Below are 18,390 nucleotides of genomic sequence, written 5' to 3'. Positions count from 1 at the left end.
TCTGCGGCCGTTCTTCGGGCAGGGCACTGGAGTATACCGGTCCGGCGCAGGAATTCGACAGGCTTTGCCTGCGGCGCGCGAATGCGCTAGCGTGCGGGTGTCATGAAAATCGTCTACCGGGCCGAAAACATCATCGACGCGAACCTCGTCAAGAACGCGCTTGCCGACGAGGGCATCGGCGCCTTCGTCGGCGGACACTATCTGACCGGGGCCGCGGGCGAGCTGCCGGTGTCGGGACTGGTCAACGTGATGGTCGCCGAGTCCGAATGGCCGCAGGCGCGCGTGATCGCCGAACGCATCGACGCGGCGCTGGCCGAGCGGCGCGCGGATCCGAGCTACAACGACGATTGGGCGGCCGATCCGGTTTGAAAATCCGTGCGCGCAGCGGTGACGCTCGACAATTTGCGCGCAGGCAATGGCCGGAATCTCGAGTACTTGAACATGCGCTTGAGTTGCCGCGCTCGGGCGACGCGCAAATTCTCTTGTCTCGCGCCGCTTCGATGACGGATTTTGTTTGAAAGCGGCACTTCATTGCGCCATGTCGGTGTGATGGAATCCTTCGCCCCCTCGCCCGATACCCTCACATGAGCGCACAACCGACCCTCGTCATCGGCAACAAGAACTATTCGTCGTGGTCGCTGCGGCCGTGGCTGGTGCTGCGCCAGTTCGGCGTCGCCTTCGATGAAGTCAAGCTGCCGCTCGACACGCCGGAGTTCTATGCGCGCATTGGCGACTACTCGCCGGCCGGCCGCGTGCCGGTGCTGATCGACGGCGACGTGCACGTCTGGGACTCGCTGGCGATCTGCGAGTATGCGAACGACTATTTTCTCGACGGCCGCGGCTGGCCGGCCGCTCGCGCCGCGCGCGGCTCGGCGCGCGCGATCAGCGCGGAAATGCACTCGGGCTTCGTCGCGCTGCGCACGAATATGCCGATGAACACGCGCCGGCAGGGACCGGCGCCGGCGATCGCCGCGGATACGGCCAAGGACATCGCGCGCATCTGCAAGCTGTGGAGCGAAGCGCGCGAGAAGCATGCAGCGCACGGACCGTTCCTGTTCGGCGCGTTTTCGATCGCCGATGCGATGTACGCCCCGGTGGCGCTGCGTTTCCTGAGCTACTCGGTCGATGTCGGCGCGGTCGAACGTGCCTACATCGATACCTTGTTCGCGCTGCCGGCGCTGCGCGAGTGGCTGGCCGAGGCGGCCACCGAGGAAATCGCGGTCGAGCACGAGAAAACCACGCCGTGAACGCTGCCGTCGCGGAAGGTACTGCGGCTTATCGCAGCGCCTTCCTGAAAATGCTTGCGGGCGCTGCGCTAATTTCGACGACGAGCATCTTCGTGCGCTACGCCCACGTCGCGCCGACTGTGTCGGCGTTCTACCGGCTTGCGTTCGGCGGCGTGATGCTCGCCGTGCTGCTCGCCGTGCGCGGCGGCTGGCGCGGCTTCGGCTGGCGCGACGCACTGTGGTTGGCCGTACCCGCAGCGGCGTTCGCGGTCGATCTGATCATGTGGCACCGGAGCATCCACTACATCGGCCCCGGACTTGCGACCCTGATCGGCAATTTTCAGGTCTTCGTGATGGCGCTGGCCGGCGTCGTCTTCTATCGCGAGAAGCTCGGCTGGCGTTTCGCGCTGGGTCTGGCTTTGGCCATCCTCGGCCTGTGGCTGATCGTCGGGCAGGGCTGGGCCAATCTGAGCGCGGACTACCGCACCGGCGTCATCCTCGGCGTGTTGACCGGGATCGCCTACGCGGTCTACATGTTGACCCAGCGCCGTGCGCAACTGCGCCGGCCCGCGCTGACGCCGCAACTGGCCTTGTGCGGCGTGACCGTGATCTGCGCCGTCATGCTTGCCGTTGCCGTCGTGGCCGAAGGCCAGAGCTTTGCGATTCCCGACGCGCGGTCGTGGACGGCGCTGCTCGCGCTGGCCTTTTTCGGCCAAGTGCTCGGCTGGGTATTGATCTCGCAGGCGATGCCCGTGCTGCCGGCGTCACTCGTCGGCCTGCTTCTGCTGCTGCAGCCGGGGCTTTCCTTCATCCTCGATGTGATCCTGTTCGCGCGGCCGACTGCGCCGACCGACTGGATCGGCCTCGGCCTGTCGCTGCTCGGCATCTTCGTCGCCAGCCAGCGCAGGAAATAGCCTTCTTTCGCTCAATTCCCGGCCGCCGGAAGGATGGCCGCGGACTGAGTCGTCGAAATGTCGAATTTAGACGTCCAAACGTCTAAACGTCTTGACATCCAAAAATTGCCTCCGTAGCATACGCCCCGTACTCATCAAGACCGGCTGAGGGACAGGCCCAGCGAAGCCGGGGCAACCGTTGCAGAATCCGACCGCGACATGCGGAACGATCCTGCCATTGGTGCCAATTCCTGCGAGGTCCGCAGCCCGAACGGCTGCGGTGAACCCCGTGAAGATGAGGCGAACGTTGGCAGTCGGCGTGTCGTCTCGTTGGGTCAGGTAATGAAAGACGAGACCGAAATGAGCGCCGAACCGCAACGTCATCCCCACGCCCAGGCAGCGGCCATCGCCGCCGTACCGGCCGTGCAGTGGCTCGACGGTGAACTCGCGCTGCCGCAGCCCTTCGTCCTCGAATCGGGCGCATCCCTCAACGAAGCCAAGCTCGCCTGGCAGTGCGTCGGCCCGGCCGATGCGCCGCTGATCGTCGTCCTCGGCGGTATTTCCGCGCATCGCCGCGCCGTGGCGCAGGATGGCCGCGGCTGGTGGGAGTCGCAGTGCGGCGCCGGCAAGACGCTCGATATCGAGCGCTATCGTGTGCTCGGCATCGACTGGCTCGGCGGCTGCGACGCCTCGACCGGACCGAAGGCCGGCGGCGCGGCCGAATTCCCCGCGATATCCACGGGCGACCAGGCACGCGCCCTGTTGCTGCTGCTCAACCGGCTTGGCGTGCGCCGCGTACATCTCGTTGTCGGCGCCTCGTACGGCGGCAACGTCGCCCAGCAACTCGCGGCGCTGCTCGGCGACCGCCTGCGCCATCTGGTTCTGCTCAGCGCGGCGCACAAGGCGGCGCAGTTCGGCCTCGCTCTACGCCACGTGCAGCGCGCCATCCTCGATCTCGGCAGCGATACGGCCGAAGCGCTTGCGCTCGCGCGTTCGCTCGCCGTGCTCGGCTACCGCACGGCCGAGGGCGTCGAACAGCGCTTCGGCGGTGAGGCGCCGCTCGATGCGCACGCCGATGGCGTGGTCGGTTGGGTCGAGCATCACGGCCGCAAGTTCGTGCGCCGCTTCGACGCCGACGCGTACCGCTGCCTCGGCCGCTCGCTCGATGCGCACGTCGTCGATCCGGCCGCGGTGCGCGTGCCGACCACGCTGTTCGCGGTGCGCGAGGATCTGACTGTACCGCTGTCGCTCGTGCACGAGTACCGCTCGCGCGCAGGCGGCCCGTGCAATCTCGTTGAAATTTCCTCGAACTACGGCCACGACGCCTTTCTCAAGGAGGAAGCGAGCGTCAGCCGCCTGTTCGAAACCTGTTTGATCGCATAACAAGCTGGAGAATATGCCGTGAGTTTCGTCGCCCAGAAAACCGCTCGCCAAGCCGCCACGATCGCCGCCCGCGCCGGCGTCGATCAGGACATCGCGCATGGCGCGGTGATGCCGCCGCTGTATCTGTCGACGAACTACAGCTTTGAAGGCTTCGGCAAGAAGCGCGCCTACGACTACTCGCGCTCGGGCAACCCGACCCGCGACGTGCTTGCCGGCGCCCTGGCCGAACTCGAAGGCGGCGCGGGCGCGGTCGTCACCGCGACCGGCATGGCCGCGATCACGCTGGTCACGTCGCAGCTCGGCCCGGACGACTTGATCGTCGTACCGCACGACTGCTACGGCGGCAGCTATCGCTTGTTCGTCAACCAGGCCAAGCGCGGCCTGTACCGCTGCTCGATCGTCGATTTCAACGACACCGTCGCGCTCGCTGCGGCGCTCGCCTGCAAGCCGAAGATCGTCTGGATCGAAACGCCGAGCAATCCGCTGCTGCGCATCGTCGACATCGCCGCGGTGTCGCGCCTCGCCCACGAGATCGGCGCGCTCGTCGTCGTCGACAACACGTTCCTGTCGCCGGCGTTGCAGCAGCCGATCTCGCTCGGTGCCGACATCGTCGTGCATTCGACGACGAAGTATCTCAACGGTCACTCCGACGTGGTCGGCGGCGCGGTCGTGTGGAAGGACGCCGCAGTCGGCGAGCAGCTCGCCTGGTGGTGCAACTGCCTCGGCGTGTCGGGCGGCGCGTTCGACAGTTATCTGACCCTGCGCGGCCTACGCACCCTGCAGCCGCGCCTGCGCGCGCACCAGGAGAACGCGGCGGCGATCGTCGAGCAGCTCGATGCGCATCCTGCCGTGGAGAGGGTCTACTTTCCAGGTCTCGCCACGCATCCGCAGCACGCGCTCGCCGCGCGCCAGCAGCGCGGTTTCGGCGCGATGCTGAGTTTCGACCTCGTCGGCGGCGTGCCCGCGGTCGAGGCCTTCGTCAACGGCCTGCAGTCGTTCACCCTGGCCGAATCGCTCGGCGGCGTCGAGAGCCTGATCGCGCACCCGGCGACGATGACGCACGCGGCGATGGATGCCGAAGCGCGCCGCGTCGCCGGTCTCGGCGACGGCCTGCTACGCCTGTCGGTCGGCATCGAAGCGGTCGAAGATCTGAGCGCGGACATCGCCGAAGCGCTCGACCGCGCTGCGGCATTCGTCGAGCCGCGCGCGGTCGCCAACGCGCGCTAAGACTCAGCAATCGTTTGCGGTTTGATCAACGCTCCATCGGGGGTTCGCCCGATGGAGCGTTTTCGTATGCGTGACGATTTCCGGTCCGCCGTGCGGCTCAGGGCATGACCGGCGCGTGGTAGCCCAGCGTCTGCCCGAAGGCCCAGAGCAGGAACAGCACGAGCGGGGCGTGGATCAGCAACTGAAGGAAGGTGAAGCCGACAATGTCGCGCGCCTTCAGGCCGAGCACGCCGAGCAGGGGCAGCATCCAGAACGGATTGATCAGGTTCGGCAATGCCTCAGCGGCGTTGTAGATCTGCACGGCCCAGCCGAGGTGATATTGCAGATCGTTCGCGGCCTGCATCACGTAGGGCGCTTCGATCACCCACTTGCCGCCGCCCGACGGCACGAAGAAGCCGAGAATCGCCGAGTAGGCGCCGATCACGATTGCGTAGGTGTCGTGCGAAGCGAGCTGCACGAATACGTGCGCAAGTTTCTCGGCGACGGTCTGGCCGTCCGCGCCCTTGGCCTGGGTCAGTATCGTCGCGATGCCGCCGTAGAGCGGAAACTGGATCAGCACGCCGGTCGTACTCGGCACGGCGCGCTTGACCGCGTCGAGAAAACTGCGCGGCCGCCAGTGCAGCAGCAGACCGGCCATGATGAAGAGGAAGTTGTAGGTGTTGAGATTCGACACCGCGGTCATCGCGCCTTTGCCGGCGAACTCGTGCCAGACCCAGCCGAGCGCGAGCAGGACGAGCAGGATGGTCAGCAGCGGCGTGCGTTCGAGCCATTCGCCCGGTTTGTGTCCCTTCGCATCAGCGTTTTCCGCGCTGTTGTCCGCCTTTAGGTCGACGAACTGCGCCGCGGTTTGCGCCGCACCGGCGCCCGGCGCCGACAGCCAGGCGATCAGTGCCGAGACGACGATCAGGATCGCGGTCAGCGCGATCGACTGCCAGAGGAAGATCGTCTCGGTGAACGGGATTACGCCGGTCACCGGGAGCAACGTCTTCGGGATGCTGGCCGGCGTCGCCTGCAACTGTGCCGCGGACGACGACAAGCCCATCGCCCAGGTTGCGCCGAGGCCGAGATAAGCGGCCGCCCCCGCGGCGCGATAGTCCATCGCAAGACTTTCGCGCCGCGCGATCGCACGTACGAGCAGGCTGCCGAAGACCAGGCTGAAGCCCCAGTTGAGCAGGGAGGCGAGCATGCTGACGACGGCAACATAGGCGACCGCGCCGCGGCCCGTGCGCGGCAGGCGCGCGAGCGCGTCGATCAGGCGCGCGACCGGCGGCGCCGTGGCGACGACGTAGCCGCCGATGACCACGAAGGTCATCTGCATGGTGAATGGGATCAGGCTCCAGAAGCCGTCGCCGAACGCGACCGCGGTCGCCTGCGGTTCCGCGCCGATCGCGAGTGCGGCCAGCGCGACGATGACGACGCCGAGCGCGGCGAAGATGTACGCGTCGGGAAACCAGCGTTCGGCCCAGCCCGACAGGCGCAGCGCGCCGCGCGACAGGATGGAAGAGTCGTTCGTGGCTACGCTCATCGGTTTTCCCGCTGCGGCAACTCGCGCGAGTGTAGCGCAGCGGCGGTTTCGCGCAGATGTCCTGCGCGCGCCGAGAGGAAAGTGTCAGGGTGAAGACTGAGAGAAAACCTGCATGCGCGCCTGCTGCAATTGCTGGCGCAGATACGCGTCGCGGTCCATGCCGCCGGGGAACTGGGTCATGCCCATGACCCGCTGCACGATTTCGCGCTCACGCTGCTTGTAGTCCTGCATGCGCGGATCGGACATGGCCTGAGCCTGCGACTGGTCGTACGCCTGCCGATACTGGTCGTTCAAAGCCTGGATCTGCCGCGTCTGTTCTTGCTCGTCATCGACACTCGCGCGGATCAATTCGACGCGCAGCATCATGGCTTCGGCCGCGGTAAGGCGCTTTTCGCTTTCATAGGTTTTGACCTGTTCGGTCAACTCGGCCGCTTCGCTGCGTCGCCGGACTGCGGGGAAGGTTTTCGCTTCGTTGAAAAAGGCGGTGATGCGATTCTTGAAATCCTGTTGCGCCTGCCAGGCTTGGATATTCGGGTCGCTCATATCGAGCGGCGGTGGCGATGCGGCGGAAGCTGCGGACGACGAAGTCGCCGCAGGAGACTGGCGCGCAGGTACAGCGGCGGTGGCGGATGGCGCGCCTGCCGCGGCCGCGGTCCGCGCGGTCGGGGCCGGCTGACGCAGCCACCAATAAGCACCGATCGCGCCGAGCACGAGCAGGGCGGGGATCAGCCAGCGGAATGATGAGTTGCGGTTTGGCATAAGCAGAGAATGCGGCGAAGGAGCAGAACGTCTCCTCCGCCGCGATACAGGTCAGTCGCCGAGAATCTGGTCGACCGTCCAGTAGAGCAGGTTGAACGGTTTCGCATAGTCCGCGGCCGGGCTGGCTTCCGAAGCCTGCAGGATCGGACCGCTGCCATCGAGGACGCTGTTGATGAAGTCGCGCAGTTGCAGGTTGCGCTCCTGGATGTCGCCGTTCTTGAAATCGACGATCTCGGTGCAGTGGCTCTTGTTGAGCGCGCGGTACTGCGGGAAGTAGCCGCCGAAATTGCTCAGGCCGGCGAGCGTGTTGCGCAGATCCGTGGTGTCGGCCGTCCAGCGCGCATTGATGCGCTGACTGCGCGTCGTCGCGTCGGGGGCGTTGATGATGTCTGCGAAGAAGCGGCCGTAGGAGTAGTCCGAGAAGATCGCGTCCTGCCAGAAATGGGTCAAGCCCATGCGGTCGTTCGGCAGCTTCTGCGACAGCGCAGCGTAGATCGTGCCGAAATTATTCGGATCGAGCGCGGTCAGTTCCGCGGCGAGATAGGCGATCGGCGCGGCGACGTTCCAGGCCGTGCGGATCTGCGTATGCAGCGGGATCGACGGATGCACGGTCGGATCGCCACCGGCCGGTGCGTCCATGAGCGGACCCGAGTCGTCGATCAGGAACGCCTTGTCCGGCGCCATGTCGCGGCGGAACGGATAGTAGTTGACCAGACTGCCGACGCCGCCGGCGCTGCTGCCGGTGATGAACAACTGCGCTGGACGCTGCAGATGATTCTTCAGCCAGGCGACGACCGAGCGCGTGTTGCGCACACCGTTGTGATAGAACACGTTGGTCGGGTCGCCGGCATTCGGGCCGGTGTAGACGGCCACCTTGTCGCCGCCGAACACGTCGCCCGTGCAGTACGGAACGTAGACGATGTTCCAGTTCTGCGTCTTGATCTGCTCGAACGGGCTGACCCGGGTCACGAACGGCGTGACCAGCGAGGCGCCCGGATTGAGCAGGCTCATGTAGTTGTCGGGAATGCCGTGCGGATTGCGCGCGCCGAGGATGCTCCCGCTCGGGTTCGTGCACGACTCGTAGTCCCAGCAGGCGCCGCCCGGCTCGAAATAGATCAGCATATTGCTGGTGTTCGGCGCGCGGTTGACGAAGAACTTGTAGGGCGAACCGTCGCTGCAGGTCGAGTCGCTGTCGGGCGACATGGTGATGGTCTGCCAGACGCCGTACTTGCCTGCGGAAAACCCGTCGTTGAATCCGGACGGATTGTCGAGCAGCGGATATTGCGCCGCGCCGCTTTGTGCGGCGGTCACCCGATTGTCCGGGGACGGCGGCGAGACGAGATTCCAGGCGGTCTGCCAGACACTGTAGTCGCCGAGTTCCGCATGCGCGGCGGGGGCGAGCAGGCCGAGCAAGGCGACCGCGCAAAGACGCTTATGTAGATTTCGCAACACGGGTATCCCTCCAATAACTTATGAGAGACCGCCAAGACGCATCCCGTGTCTCGACGATCACTGGGGTGGCACCGCTTCCGACTTGCCTGCAGCAATCCGGTGTAGCGAATTTCATTCGTGTTGGGCGTTTACTGCCGCGCGATCCGGAATTCTGCCTGGTGGCAAGGTTCTCCGTGCCGATCAACCGCAAATGCGGGCATTGCAAAACAGCGGCGGCAGTGTCGCAGATTTCAAATACAGTTTTCAAATGGGTGTTTGAGGTCGCCTTTGGGGGGCAGACCAGCCAAATCACCCAGGCCGTACGTCCTCTAAGGCAAAGCGATGTGCTTCGCTTCGAGCGCGCCGGGTCCGCGCGGTGCCGCTGCCGGCGCTTCGCCCGCGACGAGCGGCTTGCCTTCGATCGCATGCGCATACACGCGGTCGAGCGCCGCGTAAGCGTAGGGCAACATCGGCACGTAGCGATCGCCGAAGCCGGGCCAGGCGAGGAAGGCATCGAAGTGTTGCGCATGCGGCACGCGCCAGTAACTCGCGTCCTGCTTGTTCGCGCGCAGCCAGGCGACATAAGCGTCCGAGGTGAACATGGCCGGGATCAGACCGTCCTCGGCGCCGTGGACGAGGAAGATCGGTAGATCCTTGCGCGGCAGCCGCACCTGGGTGGCCTGCACCGACTCATGCAGGCGCGTTGCCGCGTCGCTCTTCCCGGTCCACAGCTCGCGCAGGCAGGAAATGCCTTTCCAGCTCGGGTCCGGGCCTTGTCCCGGCGCGGATTCGCTGACGAAGACGCCGTTGCCCGGCGGAATGCCGCTCGCGTCGCTCCACCATGCGGCGCGCTCGGCCGGCGTCGCTGCGCGCGGCTTGCGGTCGGCCCCAATCGCGTCGAAGCGGAAGCCGCACGGCATCGAGCCGACGCCGCTGCGCGTGTAGGTGCTCGCATAGGTGACGCCGAACGCTCGCCACATGTCGTAGGCGGTGATGCTCGCCGCCGTGGCGAGCGCGCCGTCTTCCCAGCCATCGGCGCGCATGCGCGCAAGCGCTTCCGCGGACTGCGCCTTGGCATCGCCGGCCTTGATCACGCCGGCGCTGTGCAGCGTCGCGCAGCGCGTCGACCAGCTTGCAATCGTATTCCCCGGCAGCTTGGCCAAGGTTGCGACGACGTCGCTGAAATGCGCGTCGAGCAGCGCGCACGGCGCGAGCAGGGCGGCCTCGCTTGCATAGTCGTAGAGCGCACGCGCGTTATTGCCCTTGACCTCGGTCTTCACCGAATAATCTTTCTTCTTCGCGTCGACATGCGGCGCATAGACGTTCGGCTCGACGGCGACGACGCCGGCCAGCCATCCCGCGTCGTCGATGCCCGCTGCTTGCAGCACTGCGCCGCCGCCGTTCGACAGTCCGACCGCAATGATCTTGGTGTTGTGCGGTGTGAACGGCGCCGCGTCGGGGAACGCGCGGTCGAGCATCGCGAGGCCGAACTGCGCCGCCTGCATCACATGTGCGCCCCAATGCGCCTCGGGGTTGTCGGTCGAATGCGCGTGCTTGACCGCTACACCCGCATCGCTGGCGTAGCCGCTCGGGGCGAATTCGAGTTCGGTCTTGCCGCGCTCGGCGCGCGTGCCGTCGAGCGCGACGCCGGTGTTCGACGCGGTGTCGAAATAGCCCGAACCGGCGCCCTTGTCGGTGTAGGCGACCGCGCAACCTTTGGGCAGGCCCCACGCGCCGGCAAACGCGATGCTGCCGTAGATGCCGCGCGAGCCCGACGAAGCGGTGACGATCAGGCAGCGTGTCTTCGTGTCGAACGAGTCCGGAATCTGCGCGAGCACGCGATGTGGCTGAGTCGCGCCGAGCGCATGCGCGAACGCCTGGAATTCGCGGCCCGGCACGTTCGGCACGGCGCCGTAGACCGTGCCGAACCCGCCGAGCGCGCCGAGGTCGGCGATGCCGAGCCACGCAGTCTGGATCGCGCGCCGGCGCAGTTCGACCGGATTCGGTGCCGCGGGATCGGCGAACGCAGCGGGCGTCGCACGCAACCCCGCGAGGCCGAGGCCGGCGCTGAGCAGATCGTCGCTGCCGCGATGGGCGGTTTCGCGAATCGTGCCGAGCGGAAAACTGATCTCCATCGGGCGCTCCTTGGGCGGCGGGTTGTGGCTGCACGCGCCGAGAACCAGCGCGGCGGCAACGACGGGCAAGAATAGGCGGGGAAAAACGTTCATCGGCCGACGATAACATGCGCTTCGTTAAACCCGGACCTGCACTGAACTGCTAGAGTGCGGGCGATGAGCACGCGTGTCCTCATAGCCGACGACCATCCGTTATTTCGTGCCGCGCTGCGCAGCGCAGTCGCGCAGGCAGAGCCCGATGCGCTGATCGCCGAAGCCGACGATCTCGCCGGCGTTTTCGCCCGGCTCGACGCCGAACCGGAGACCGATCTCGTCCTGCTCGACCTGCATATGCGCGACAGCCACGGACTGACCGGACTCGCCGCGCTGCGCGTGCAGTTTCCCGCCGCGGCGACCCTCGTCGTCTCCGGTTCCGAAGAAGGCGGCGTCGTGCGCCGCGCGCTCGATCACGGCGCGGTCGGCTTCGTACCGAAAAGCACACCGCCGGCGGAAATCGTCGGCGCGATCCGCACCGTCCTCGACGGCGGCCGCTGGCTGCCGCCCGCACTCGCCGACACGCTCGACGAAACCGTGAGCGACCCGGCCGACACGCAACTCGCCGCGCGCCTTGCGCGCCTCACAGGCCAACAATTCCGCGTGCTAGCGCAGATCGGCGAAGGCCGCCTCAACAAACAGATCGCCGACTCGCTCGGCATCCAGGAGCGCACGGTCAAGGCACACGTCAGTGCGATCTTCGAGAAACTCGGCGTACGCAATCGCACGCAGGCGAGCGTCGTGTTGCAACGGCTCAGGTTGCAACAGAAATAACTCTGGTGGGTGGGGCGGCCTGCGGCCGCTTTTTTTGCTCTTTAAGCTGGTTATTTCCGTGACTCTCTACGGCCGGAGGGCCGGTCAAGCGGAAATTCCGCTCATGCTTATGCGCGTCATTCCCGCGTGCTCTTAGCGGGAATCCAGCGACTTTGCTTTTTTTGGTTTAAGAGCAAAGGCTTCCACTCGCCCTTTGGGCGAGCGGGTCACTTTTCTTCAGCAGCGAAGAAAAGTAACCAAAAGACGCCGCCCCAGAACATTGCGCCCTACGCGCATCCTGCGCTCCGGGTCCGCGCCAACGGCCGGGTTCCGCTAATTGCACATCCGTGTGCAATAGCGGAATCGGCGCGATCCATCGCGCCGACCCTGCGGGCCTTTTCGTCCGCTGCCGCCGCAATGTAATGGGGACCCGGAGAAGCCGAAGCAGCGCGCATCGTGCGCGCCGAAGACAGAGCGAGAGCTAGGCATCCCGCGCTTGGCTCTTGCTCTTTTTGCTCTTGATCTCGGGTCCCCGTCAGCCGCGGCGGGGGCATGACGGAATCGCCCTTTAGGGTCGCGCGCAGGATGCGCGCGAGTTCGCGAATGGACAGGGATGTCCATCGAGCGAACCCCGGCATGACCTTGCGAACTCGCAGCGAAGCTGCGAGCGCGGCTCCCGGGGCGGCGTTTCTTTGGTTACTTTCTTGTCGCTGGTGACAAGAAAGTGACCCGCTCGTCCGCAGGACGAGTGGAAGCTCTGCTCTTAAAGGCAAGAAAGAACCAAAGCAAAGTCGCTGGATTCCCGCTAAGAGCATGCGGGAATGACGAGAAAAAAAGCGTACGAGTTACCCCTGCGGCGTCAACACCGACGCGACAAAGCGCACCCCCGCGCTTTCGCTCCGTCTCAGCACTTGCTTGAGCGCCAGCGGCTTCAACGGTTTGTAGAGCAACATCAGACCGAGTTCGAGCGCGCGCTGGCGCAGTGCGGCATCGCGGTCCGCGGTGAGGATCGCGGCGGGAATGTCCCCGAGCATGTCTTGCAGCTTGGCGTACAAATCCAGTCCGTTGTCGCCGCCGGCGAGGTGGTAATCGAGGATGGCGATGTCGGCGCGTTCGCCGCGCGCGAGTTCGAGTGCACGTGGCGTGTCGGGCGCGGCGAGTACGCGCCAGCCCCATTGTTCGAGCAGAGTACGCAGCGCGGTAAGCGCTTGCGGTTCGTTGTCGACGATCAGCGCGGTGCCTTTCGGCATGTCGGAGGGCGATGCGCCTTCCGCTGCGGGCACGGCGCTTGCGACCGCGGCGTAGGCCGCTGCGCTGCGCGGCACGCTGACGGCGAACACGCTGCCGCGGCCGAGGCGCGAACGCAGGGTCAAGTTATGTTCGAGCAGGCGTGCCATGCGCTGGGCGATCGCGAGGCCGAGTCCGAGGCCCTGGTTGCTTGCGCGGCTGCCACGGCGGAATTCCTCGAAGATCGATGCCGTCTCGGTTTCGGCGATACCGGGGCCGGTGTCCCAGACTTCGATGCGCAGCTTCGAGCCCGCGCGCCGGCAGCCGAGCAGGATGCGTCCCGATTCGACGTGGCGCAACGCATTGGAAAGAAAGTTCTGCAGCACGCGGCGCAGCAGGTGCGGGTCCGAACGCACCCATGCGCGCGTCGGCACGTGGCACAGCTTGAGACCCTTTTCGCTTGCGAGTGCGCCGAACTCGGCGGCGAGCGCGCCGAGCAGTTCGTTGAGCGCGAACGCGCGCGGGCGCGCAACGAGTTTGCCGGCGTCGAGCCGCGCCATGTCGAGCAGGCCGCCGAGCAGGGACTCGGTCGCGGCAAGCGACGAATGAAGATGCCGCGCGGTGACGCGGCCGTCGTCGTCGGCGCGCGCGGCGAGGCTGTGGGCGAACAACTGCGCGGCGTGCAGCGGTTGCATCAGATCGTGGCTGACCGCGGCGAGGAAGCGCGTCTTGGTTTCGTTCGCGGCTTCTGCGGCATGTCTGGCCCGTTCGAGCTCGGCGGTGCGCTCGGCGACGCGCGCTTCGAGCGTCTCATTGACGCGTTCGAGCGCGAGCGCGGCGCGGCGGAATTCGGTGACGTCGGTGAAGGTGGCGACGAAGCCGCCGCCCGGCATCGGATTGCCGCGGATCTCGACCACGCTGCCGTCGGGAAAGCGGCGCTCGGACAGATGCGCGGTGCCGCGGCGCATGTGCATGAGGCGGCGTTGCACCGCGGCCTCCAACTGCACGGGATCGAGCGCGACGCCGCCGCTCAGGCCCGCGGCGATCGCGTGGCGCGCCAATTCTTCGACGGGTCGGCCGACGCGCAGCAGGCCGGGCGGATAGGGAAACAGTTCGGCGTAGCGCCGGTTCCAGGCGACGACCTGCAGTTTGGCGTCGACCACGCAAATGCCCTGGCTCATGTTTTCGAGCGCGGCGAGCAGCACGCGTTGATTGAAGCGCAGATCGGCCGACGCTTCGTCGACGATCGCTGCGACGGTATCGAGCTGCAGGCGCCGGTCGCGGCGCGCGACGTCGAGCAGCAGGCGTGCGCTCGACGCGCCGATCACGGCGGAGAGTTCGTGCTCGACCGAGGCGAGCGTTGCCGCGTCGGCGGGTTTGGCCGCGGGCGCGCTGCCGATCAGTCCTTGTGCGCGTTCGTCGGAAAGAAAGCGCGTCGCCAGTGCGCGCAGTTCGCGGTATTCGAGTGGATGCGCTTCCGGCATCGCCGCGGGCCGCCGGCCGAACAGGGCGACGGACGCCATGACCAGGATATTGGTCGCCGTGCCGAGGATCACCGCGCGCGTCAGCGCGCCGAAGCCGCCGAGGCCGAGCAACGCGTTCGGCGCAAGCGGCTCGATGCCGAACGGCCCCTGTGCGAGCCAGGCCTGATGTGGAAAGAGCACCTTGGGCAGCAAGGTATACATCCACACGAGCGTGCCGGCGGCTAGGCCGGCGAACACCGCGCGCGCGCCGAGCTGTGGGCGGTACAGCGCCGCCCAGGTCGCCGGCGCGAGGCCGGCGAGCGCGGAGAACGACAGCGCGCCGATGTCGGCGAGCGCTGCGTCGTCGAAGATCATGCGGCTGTAGGCCCAGGCAAGCGCGATGATCGCGACGATGGCGACGCGGCGCTGCCAGAGTACTTCGCCGCGCAGGTCGTTCTCTTCGTTCTGGCCCCAGCCCGCGCGCAGGCGCAACGGCGCGATGAAATGATTCGCGACCATCAGGCTCAGCGCGAGCGTGGCAACGACGACCATGCAGGTCGAGGCCGACAGTGCGCCGAGAAAGGCGGTGAGGGCGAGCGCATGCTCGCCGTGGGCGAGCGGCAGGGCGAGCAGGTAGAGGTCGGACGGTATTCCGCGTGCGGCGAGCTGCGCGTCGCCGAGCCGCGCGAGCGGCAGCGCCGGCACCGAGATCAGCACCATGTAGAGCGGGAACAGCCAGCGCGCGGTATTCAGATGGCGCTCGTCGCGGCATTCGACCACGCCGGTATGGAACTGGTGCGGCAGGGTGAACATCGCGAGCGCGCCGAGCACGATCAGGCTTGGGAATCCGGTCAGATCGTGCGTCGGCGGTGGCGCCGCGGCAGCGTCCGGCAGTGGCACGGTCAGCAGCAGGCTGGTCAGCGCCAGCATCGCGAAGAGCTTGAACAGCGACTCGAACGCGATCGCAAGAACGAGGCCGCGGTTGTGCGCGACGGCGGACGACCGCCGCGTGCCGAACGCGATCGCGAACAGTGCCATCGACAGCGCGACCCAGAGCGCGCCGTCGCGCCAGGCGGTCAGACCGCGCGGGTCGCCAAGAATGGTGGTGAAACTCATCGCGACGGCTTTGAGCTGCAGCGCGATGTAGGGCAGGATGCCGAGCAGCATGACCGCAGTGATCAGCGCGCTGAGCGCCGGGCTGCGCCCGAGCCGCGTCGAGATCAGGTCGGCGAGTGAGCTGGAGTTGTGTTCGCGCGCGAGGCGCACGAGGCGAAAAAGTATCGTAATGCCAAAAATATACATCGCGATCGCGCCGACGAAATTCGGCGGTACCCACCAGCCCGAGCGGCTCGCCTGCGTCGTGTTGCCGAGGAAGGTCCACGACGTGCAGTGCACGGCGAGCGAAAGCGCGTAGACGATCGCCCAGCGCCGTTCGAGCACGCGCGGGTGGCGCTCGCCGTAGACCGCGACGGCGAACAGTACGCCGAGCCAGACAATGCCCGAAGCGATGACGAGAGCGGCGCTCAACATGGGCCAAGCATAGCGGCCTCGCGAGGGCCGCGCACGGGCTGCCGCGGCAGCGAGACCGGCCTGTGGAAACGGGATGTTTAGGGGCGCGATTTGTCACGTGCGGCTCTTTACGGCGCGGAAAAATAAAGAGTCGGGCGCGATAAATCGTGCCCCCAGGCAAAGCGGGGCGGATTGGCGTGCGATCGATTCGCGCGGCACGGGAGCGCAATCCGGACGCATGGTGCGCCGCAGCGCCAGCGGTGCGAAAATAGGCGGGCAGTCCTCAGCCCCAGGTTTTCAATCCTTCCCATGCCAGCCATCAAGCAAGCCGACTTTATCCAGAGCGTCGCCGACGCGCTGCAGTACATCAGCTACTACCATCCGGTCGACTACATCAAGAATCTCGCGAGCGCCTACGAGCGCGAGGAGTCGCCCGCGGCCAAGGATGCGATCGCGCAGATCCTGATCAATTCGCGCCTGTGCGCCGAGGGCCATCGGCCGATCTGCCAGGACACCGGCATCGTCACCGTCTTTCTCAAGGTCGGCATGAACGTGCAGTGGGACGCGACCTTGAGCGTCGAGGACATGGTCAACGAAGGCGTGCGCCGCGCTTACAACGATCCGGACAACAAGCTGCGCGCCTCGATCCTCGCCGATCCCGCCGGCAAGCGCACGAACACCAAGGACAACACGCCGGCGGTGATCAACGTGCGCATTGTGCCGGGCGATAAGGTTGACGTGATCGTTGCGGCAAAAGGCGGCGGCTCGGAAGCGAAATCGAAGTTCGCCATGCTCAATCCGTCGGACTCGATCGTCGACTGGGTGCTCAAGACCGTGCCCACGATGGGTGCCGGCTGGTGCCCGCCCGGCATGCTCGGCATCGGCATCGGCGGCACCGCGGAGAAGGCGATGCTGCTGGCGAAGGAATCGCTCATGGAGCCGATCGACATTACTGACCTGCAGGCGCGCGGGCCGTCGAACCGCGCCGAGGAACTGCGCCTGGAACTATACGAAAAGGTCAACGCGCTCGGCATCGGCGCGCAGGGGCTCGGCGGCCTGACCACGGTGCTCGACATCAAGGTGCGCGATTATCCGACCCATGCGGCGAACCTGCCGATCGCGATGATCCCGAACTGCGCGGCGACGCGCCACGCACATTTCGTCCTCGACGGCTCGGGCCCGGTTGCGCTTGAGCCGCCCTCGCTCGAAGACTGGCCGAAACTGACCTACAGCCCGACCGGTGCGCGCCGCGTCGATCTCGATACGGTTACGCCCGAACTCGTCGCCACGTTCAAGCCCGGCGAAGTGCTCTTGCTCAACGGCAAGCTGCTGACCGGCCGCGACGCCGCGCACAAACGCATCGTCGACATGCTCAACAAGGGCGAAACCCTACCGGTGGATTTCAAGGGACGCTTTATCTACTACGTCGGCCCGGTCGATCCGGTGCGCGACGAAGTCGTCGGCCCGGCCGGCCCGACCACGGCGACGCGCATGGACAAGTTCACAGAGCAGGTGCTCGCCTCGACCGGCCTGCTCGGCATGGTCGGCAAGGCTGAGCGCGGCCCGACCGCGATCGAAGCGATCAAGAAGCACAACTCGGTGTACCTGATGGCGGTCGGCGGCGCCGCGTATCTCGTGTCCAAGGCGATCCGCGCATCGCGCGTCGTCGGCTTCGCCGACCTCGGCATGGAAGCGATCTACGAATTCGACGTGAAGGACATGCCGGTCACCGTCGCGGTCGATTCCGCAGGCACCTCGGTGCACCAGACCGGCCCGCGCGAATGGCAGGCGAAGATCGGCAAGATTCCGGTGGTGGTCGCCTGACGTCGGTCGAGTTGCCGGAGCATGGCGGACGAGGATCGGCGATCGCGTCCGCTTGCTGCTGATGGCGACTGCGTTGCCGGCAAATCGTCTGCCGTAGGCGCAACCTGCTTTTGGATTCGCCGGCCGTAGTGGCTTCCTTTACGCAGCGGCGCGCTTGCGCAGATACATATGCGTCGCGCGCTCGCCGGCCACGGATTTCACGCCTTCGTAGCCGAGCGCGTCCATGTCGATGCCGGCGAACAGGTTCTCGCCGCGACCGAGCAGAATGGGGCGCACAGCGAGGTGCAGTTCGTCGATCAGGCCGGCGTGCAAGTATTCGCGCACCGTCGCCACGCCGCCGCCGAGGCGAATGTCTTTGTCGCCCGCCGCGGCGCGCGCCTGCTTCAGCGCGGACTCGATGCCGTCGGTGACGAAGAAGAACGTGTTGCCGCCCTTCATTTCGAGAGGCTTGCGCGCGTGGTGGGTCAGCACGAACACGGGCACATGATACGGCGGTTCCTCGCCCCACCAGCCTTTCCAGTTTTCGTCCGGCCACGGCCCGCGCACGGGGCCGAACATGTTGCGGCCGAGTATCCACGCGCCATTATTTTTCATGCCGGCCTCGGCGATGCCATTGTCGATGCCGGTTTCGCCGTCTCCGAGGCCGTGCGTCGAGCACCAGGCGCGCGTGGCGAAAAACCATTCCATCAGTTCGGGGCCGCGCTTGCCGAGCGGATAGTCGAGGCTTTGGTCCGGCCCGGCGCCGTAGCCGTCGAGGGACAACGAGAAACATTTCACGCAGAGTTTGGACATGGGCGGCTCACAGGTCGGTAAGGAAGGGGCTCATTCACCACGACGAAGGGCCGAGCGCCAAATCGACATCGGGCGAAACATTGCGCCGAAAATAGCCGGTTCGTGCTGCACCGGAGCCGGCAGGTCCGTCTGTGGACGTGCTCCCGAGCGGCGGATTCTGTGTCGCAGTCCTCATAGCGCCGTTTAAAATTCCCCGAGCCGGAGCCCGAT

General features: G+C 66.3%; 13 protein-coding genes and 1 riboswitch. Of the genes, 7 read left to right on the top strand and 6 right to left on the bottom strand.

Features of this window, described 5'->3' with window-relative positions; genetic code table 11:
• Positions 1-102 precede the first annotated feature (102 nt).
• The 5 genes from FFS30_RS02165 (at position 103) to metB (ending at position 4,729) form a co-directional block, all read left to right on the top strand.
• Positions 103-369: a DUF2007 domain-containing protein gene (locus FFS30_RS02165; protein WP_137911467.1), complete on the top strand. Its 267-nt coding sequence runs from the start codon at positions 103-105 to the stop codon at positions 367-369.
• Positions 370-584: 215 nt separating this feature from the next.
• Complete coding sequence (locus FFS30_RS02160) at positions 585-1,247, top strand: glutathione S-transferase family protein (protein ID WP_137911466.1); 663 nt, start codon at positions 585-587, stop codon at positions 1,245-1,247.
• On the top strand, positions 1,244-2,140 hold the full coding sequence (locus FFS30_RS02155) for a DMT family transporter (RefSeq protein ID WP_249352122.1): 897 nt from the start codon (positions 1,244-1,246) through the stop codon (positions 2,138-2,140). Before FFS30_RS02160 ends, FFS30_RS02155 begins: the two co-directional genes overlap by 4 nt.
• Before the next feature lie 128 nt (positions 2,141-2,268).
• A riboswitch (SAM riboswitch) is annotated at positions 2,269-2,421 on the top strand.
• 58 nt (positions 2,422-2,479) lie between these two features.
• Entirely contained in the window at positions 2,480-3,502 is a 1,023-nt protein-coding gene (locus FFS30_RS02150; protein WP_171014372.1) for an alpha/beta fold hydrolase, read from the top strand.
• Positions 3,503-3,520: 18 nt separating this feature from the next.
• Complete coding sequence (gene metB / locus FFS30_RS02145; protein WP_137911464.1) at positions 3,521-4,729, top strand: cystathionine gamma-synthase; 1,209 nt, start codon at positions 3,521-3,523, stop codon at positions 4,727-4,729.
• A 97-nt stretch (positions 4,730-4,826) separates the two neighbouring features.
• Here metB and FFS30_RS02140 read toward each other — a convergent pair whose 3' ends face one another.
• The 4 genes from FFS30_RS02140 to FFS30_RS02125 form a co-directional block, all read right to left on the bottom strand.
• Complete coding sequence (locus FFS30_RS02140; protein WP_137911463.1) at positions 4,827-6,254, bottom strand: TIGR00366 family protein; 1,428 nt, start codon at positions 6,252-6,254, stop codon at positions 4,827-4,829.
• An 84-nt stretch (positions 6,255-6,338) separates the two neighbouring features.
• Positions 6,339-7,013 (bottom strand): hypothetical protein, encoded by a 675-nt coding sequence (locus FFS30_RS02135; protein WP_137911462.1) that lies wholly within the window; start codon positions 7,011-7,013, stop codon positions 6,339-6,341.
• A 51-nt stretch (positions 7,014-7,064) separates the two neighbouring features.
• Entirely contained in the window at positions 7,065-8,465 is a 1,401-nt protein-coding gene (locus FFS30_RS02130) for a pectin acetylesterase-family hydrolase (protein ID WP_212742385.1), read from the bottom strand.
• Positions 8,466-8,773: 308 nt separating this feature from the next.
• Positions 8,774-10,672 carry a D-(-)-3-hydroxybutyrate oligomer hydrolase gene (locus tag FFS30_RS02125; RefSeq protein WP_249352120.1) on the bottom strand — a complete coding sequence of 633 codons (1,899 nt, stop codon included), beginning with the start codon at positions 10,670-10,672 and terminating at the stop codon, positions 8,774-8,776.
• 63 nt (positions 10,673-10,735) lie between these two features.
• Between FFS30_RS02125 and FFS30_RS02120 the strand changes: the two genes are divergently transcribed.
• Complete coding sequence (locus FFS30_RS02120) at positions 10,736-11,386, top strand: response regulator transcription factor (protein WP_137911460.1); 651 nt, start codon at positions 10,736-10,738, stop codon at positions 11,384-11,386.
• A gap of 824 nt (positions 11,387-12,210) precedes the next feature.
• Here the strand turns inward: FFS30_RS02120 and FFS30_RS02115 are convergent.
• Positions 12,211-15,585, bottom strand: coding sequence for a PAS-domain containing protein (locus tag FFS30_RS02115; protein WP_137911459.1), 3,375 nt, complete (start codon positions 15,583-15,585; stop codon positions 12,211-12,213).
• Positions 15,586-15,873: 288 nt separating this feature from the next.
• Between FFS30_RS02115 and FFS30_RS02110 the strand changes: the two genes are divergently transcribed.
• Positions 15,874-17,388, top strand: coding sequence for a fumarate hydratase (locus tag FFS30_RS02110; protein ID WP_137911458.1), 1,515 nt, complete (start codon positions 15,874-15,876; stop codon positions 17,386-17,388).
• Between the two features lie 138 nt (positions 17,389-17,526).
• Here the strand turns inward: FFS30_RS02110 and FFS30_RS02105 are convergent, their stop codons facing one another.
• Entirely contained in the window at positions 17,527-18,180 is a 654-nt protein-coding gene (locus FFS30_RS02105) for a dihydrofolate reductase family protein (protein ID WP_137911457.1), read from the bottom strand.
• Positions 18,181-18,390: the final 210 nt, after the last annotated feature.

Source organism: Rudaea sp. 3F27F6 (genome assembly GCF_005503555.1).
In the GTDB taxonomy this organism is placed as follows: domain Bacteria; phylum Pseudomonadota; class Gammaproteobacteria; order Xanthomonadales; family Rhodanobacteraceae; genus Rudaea.
The sequence above is the reverse complement of the archived record's forward strand: the minus strand, read 5'-3'. Positions and strand labels throughout refer to the sequence as shown.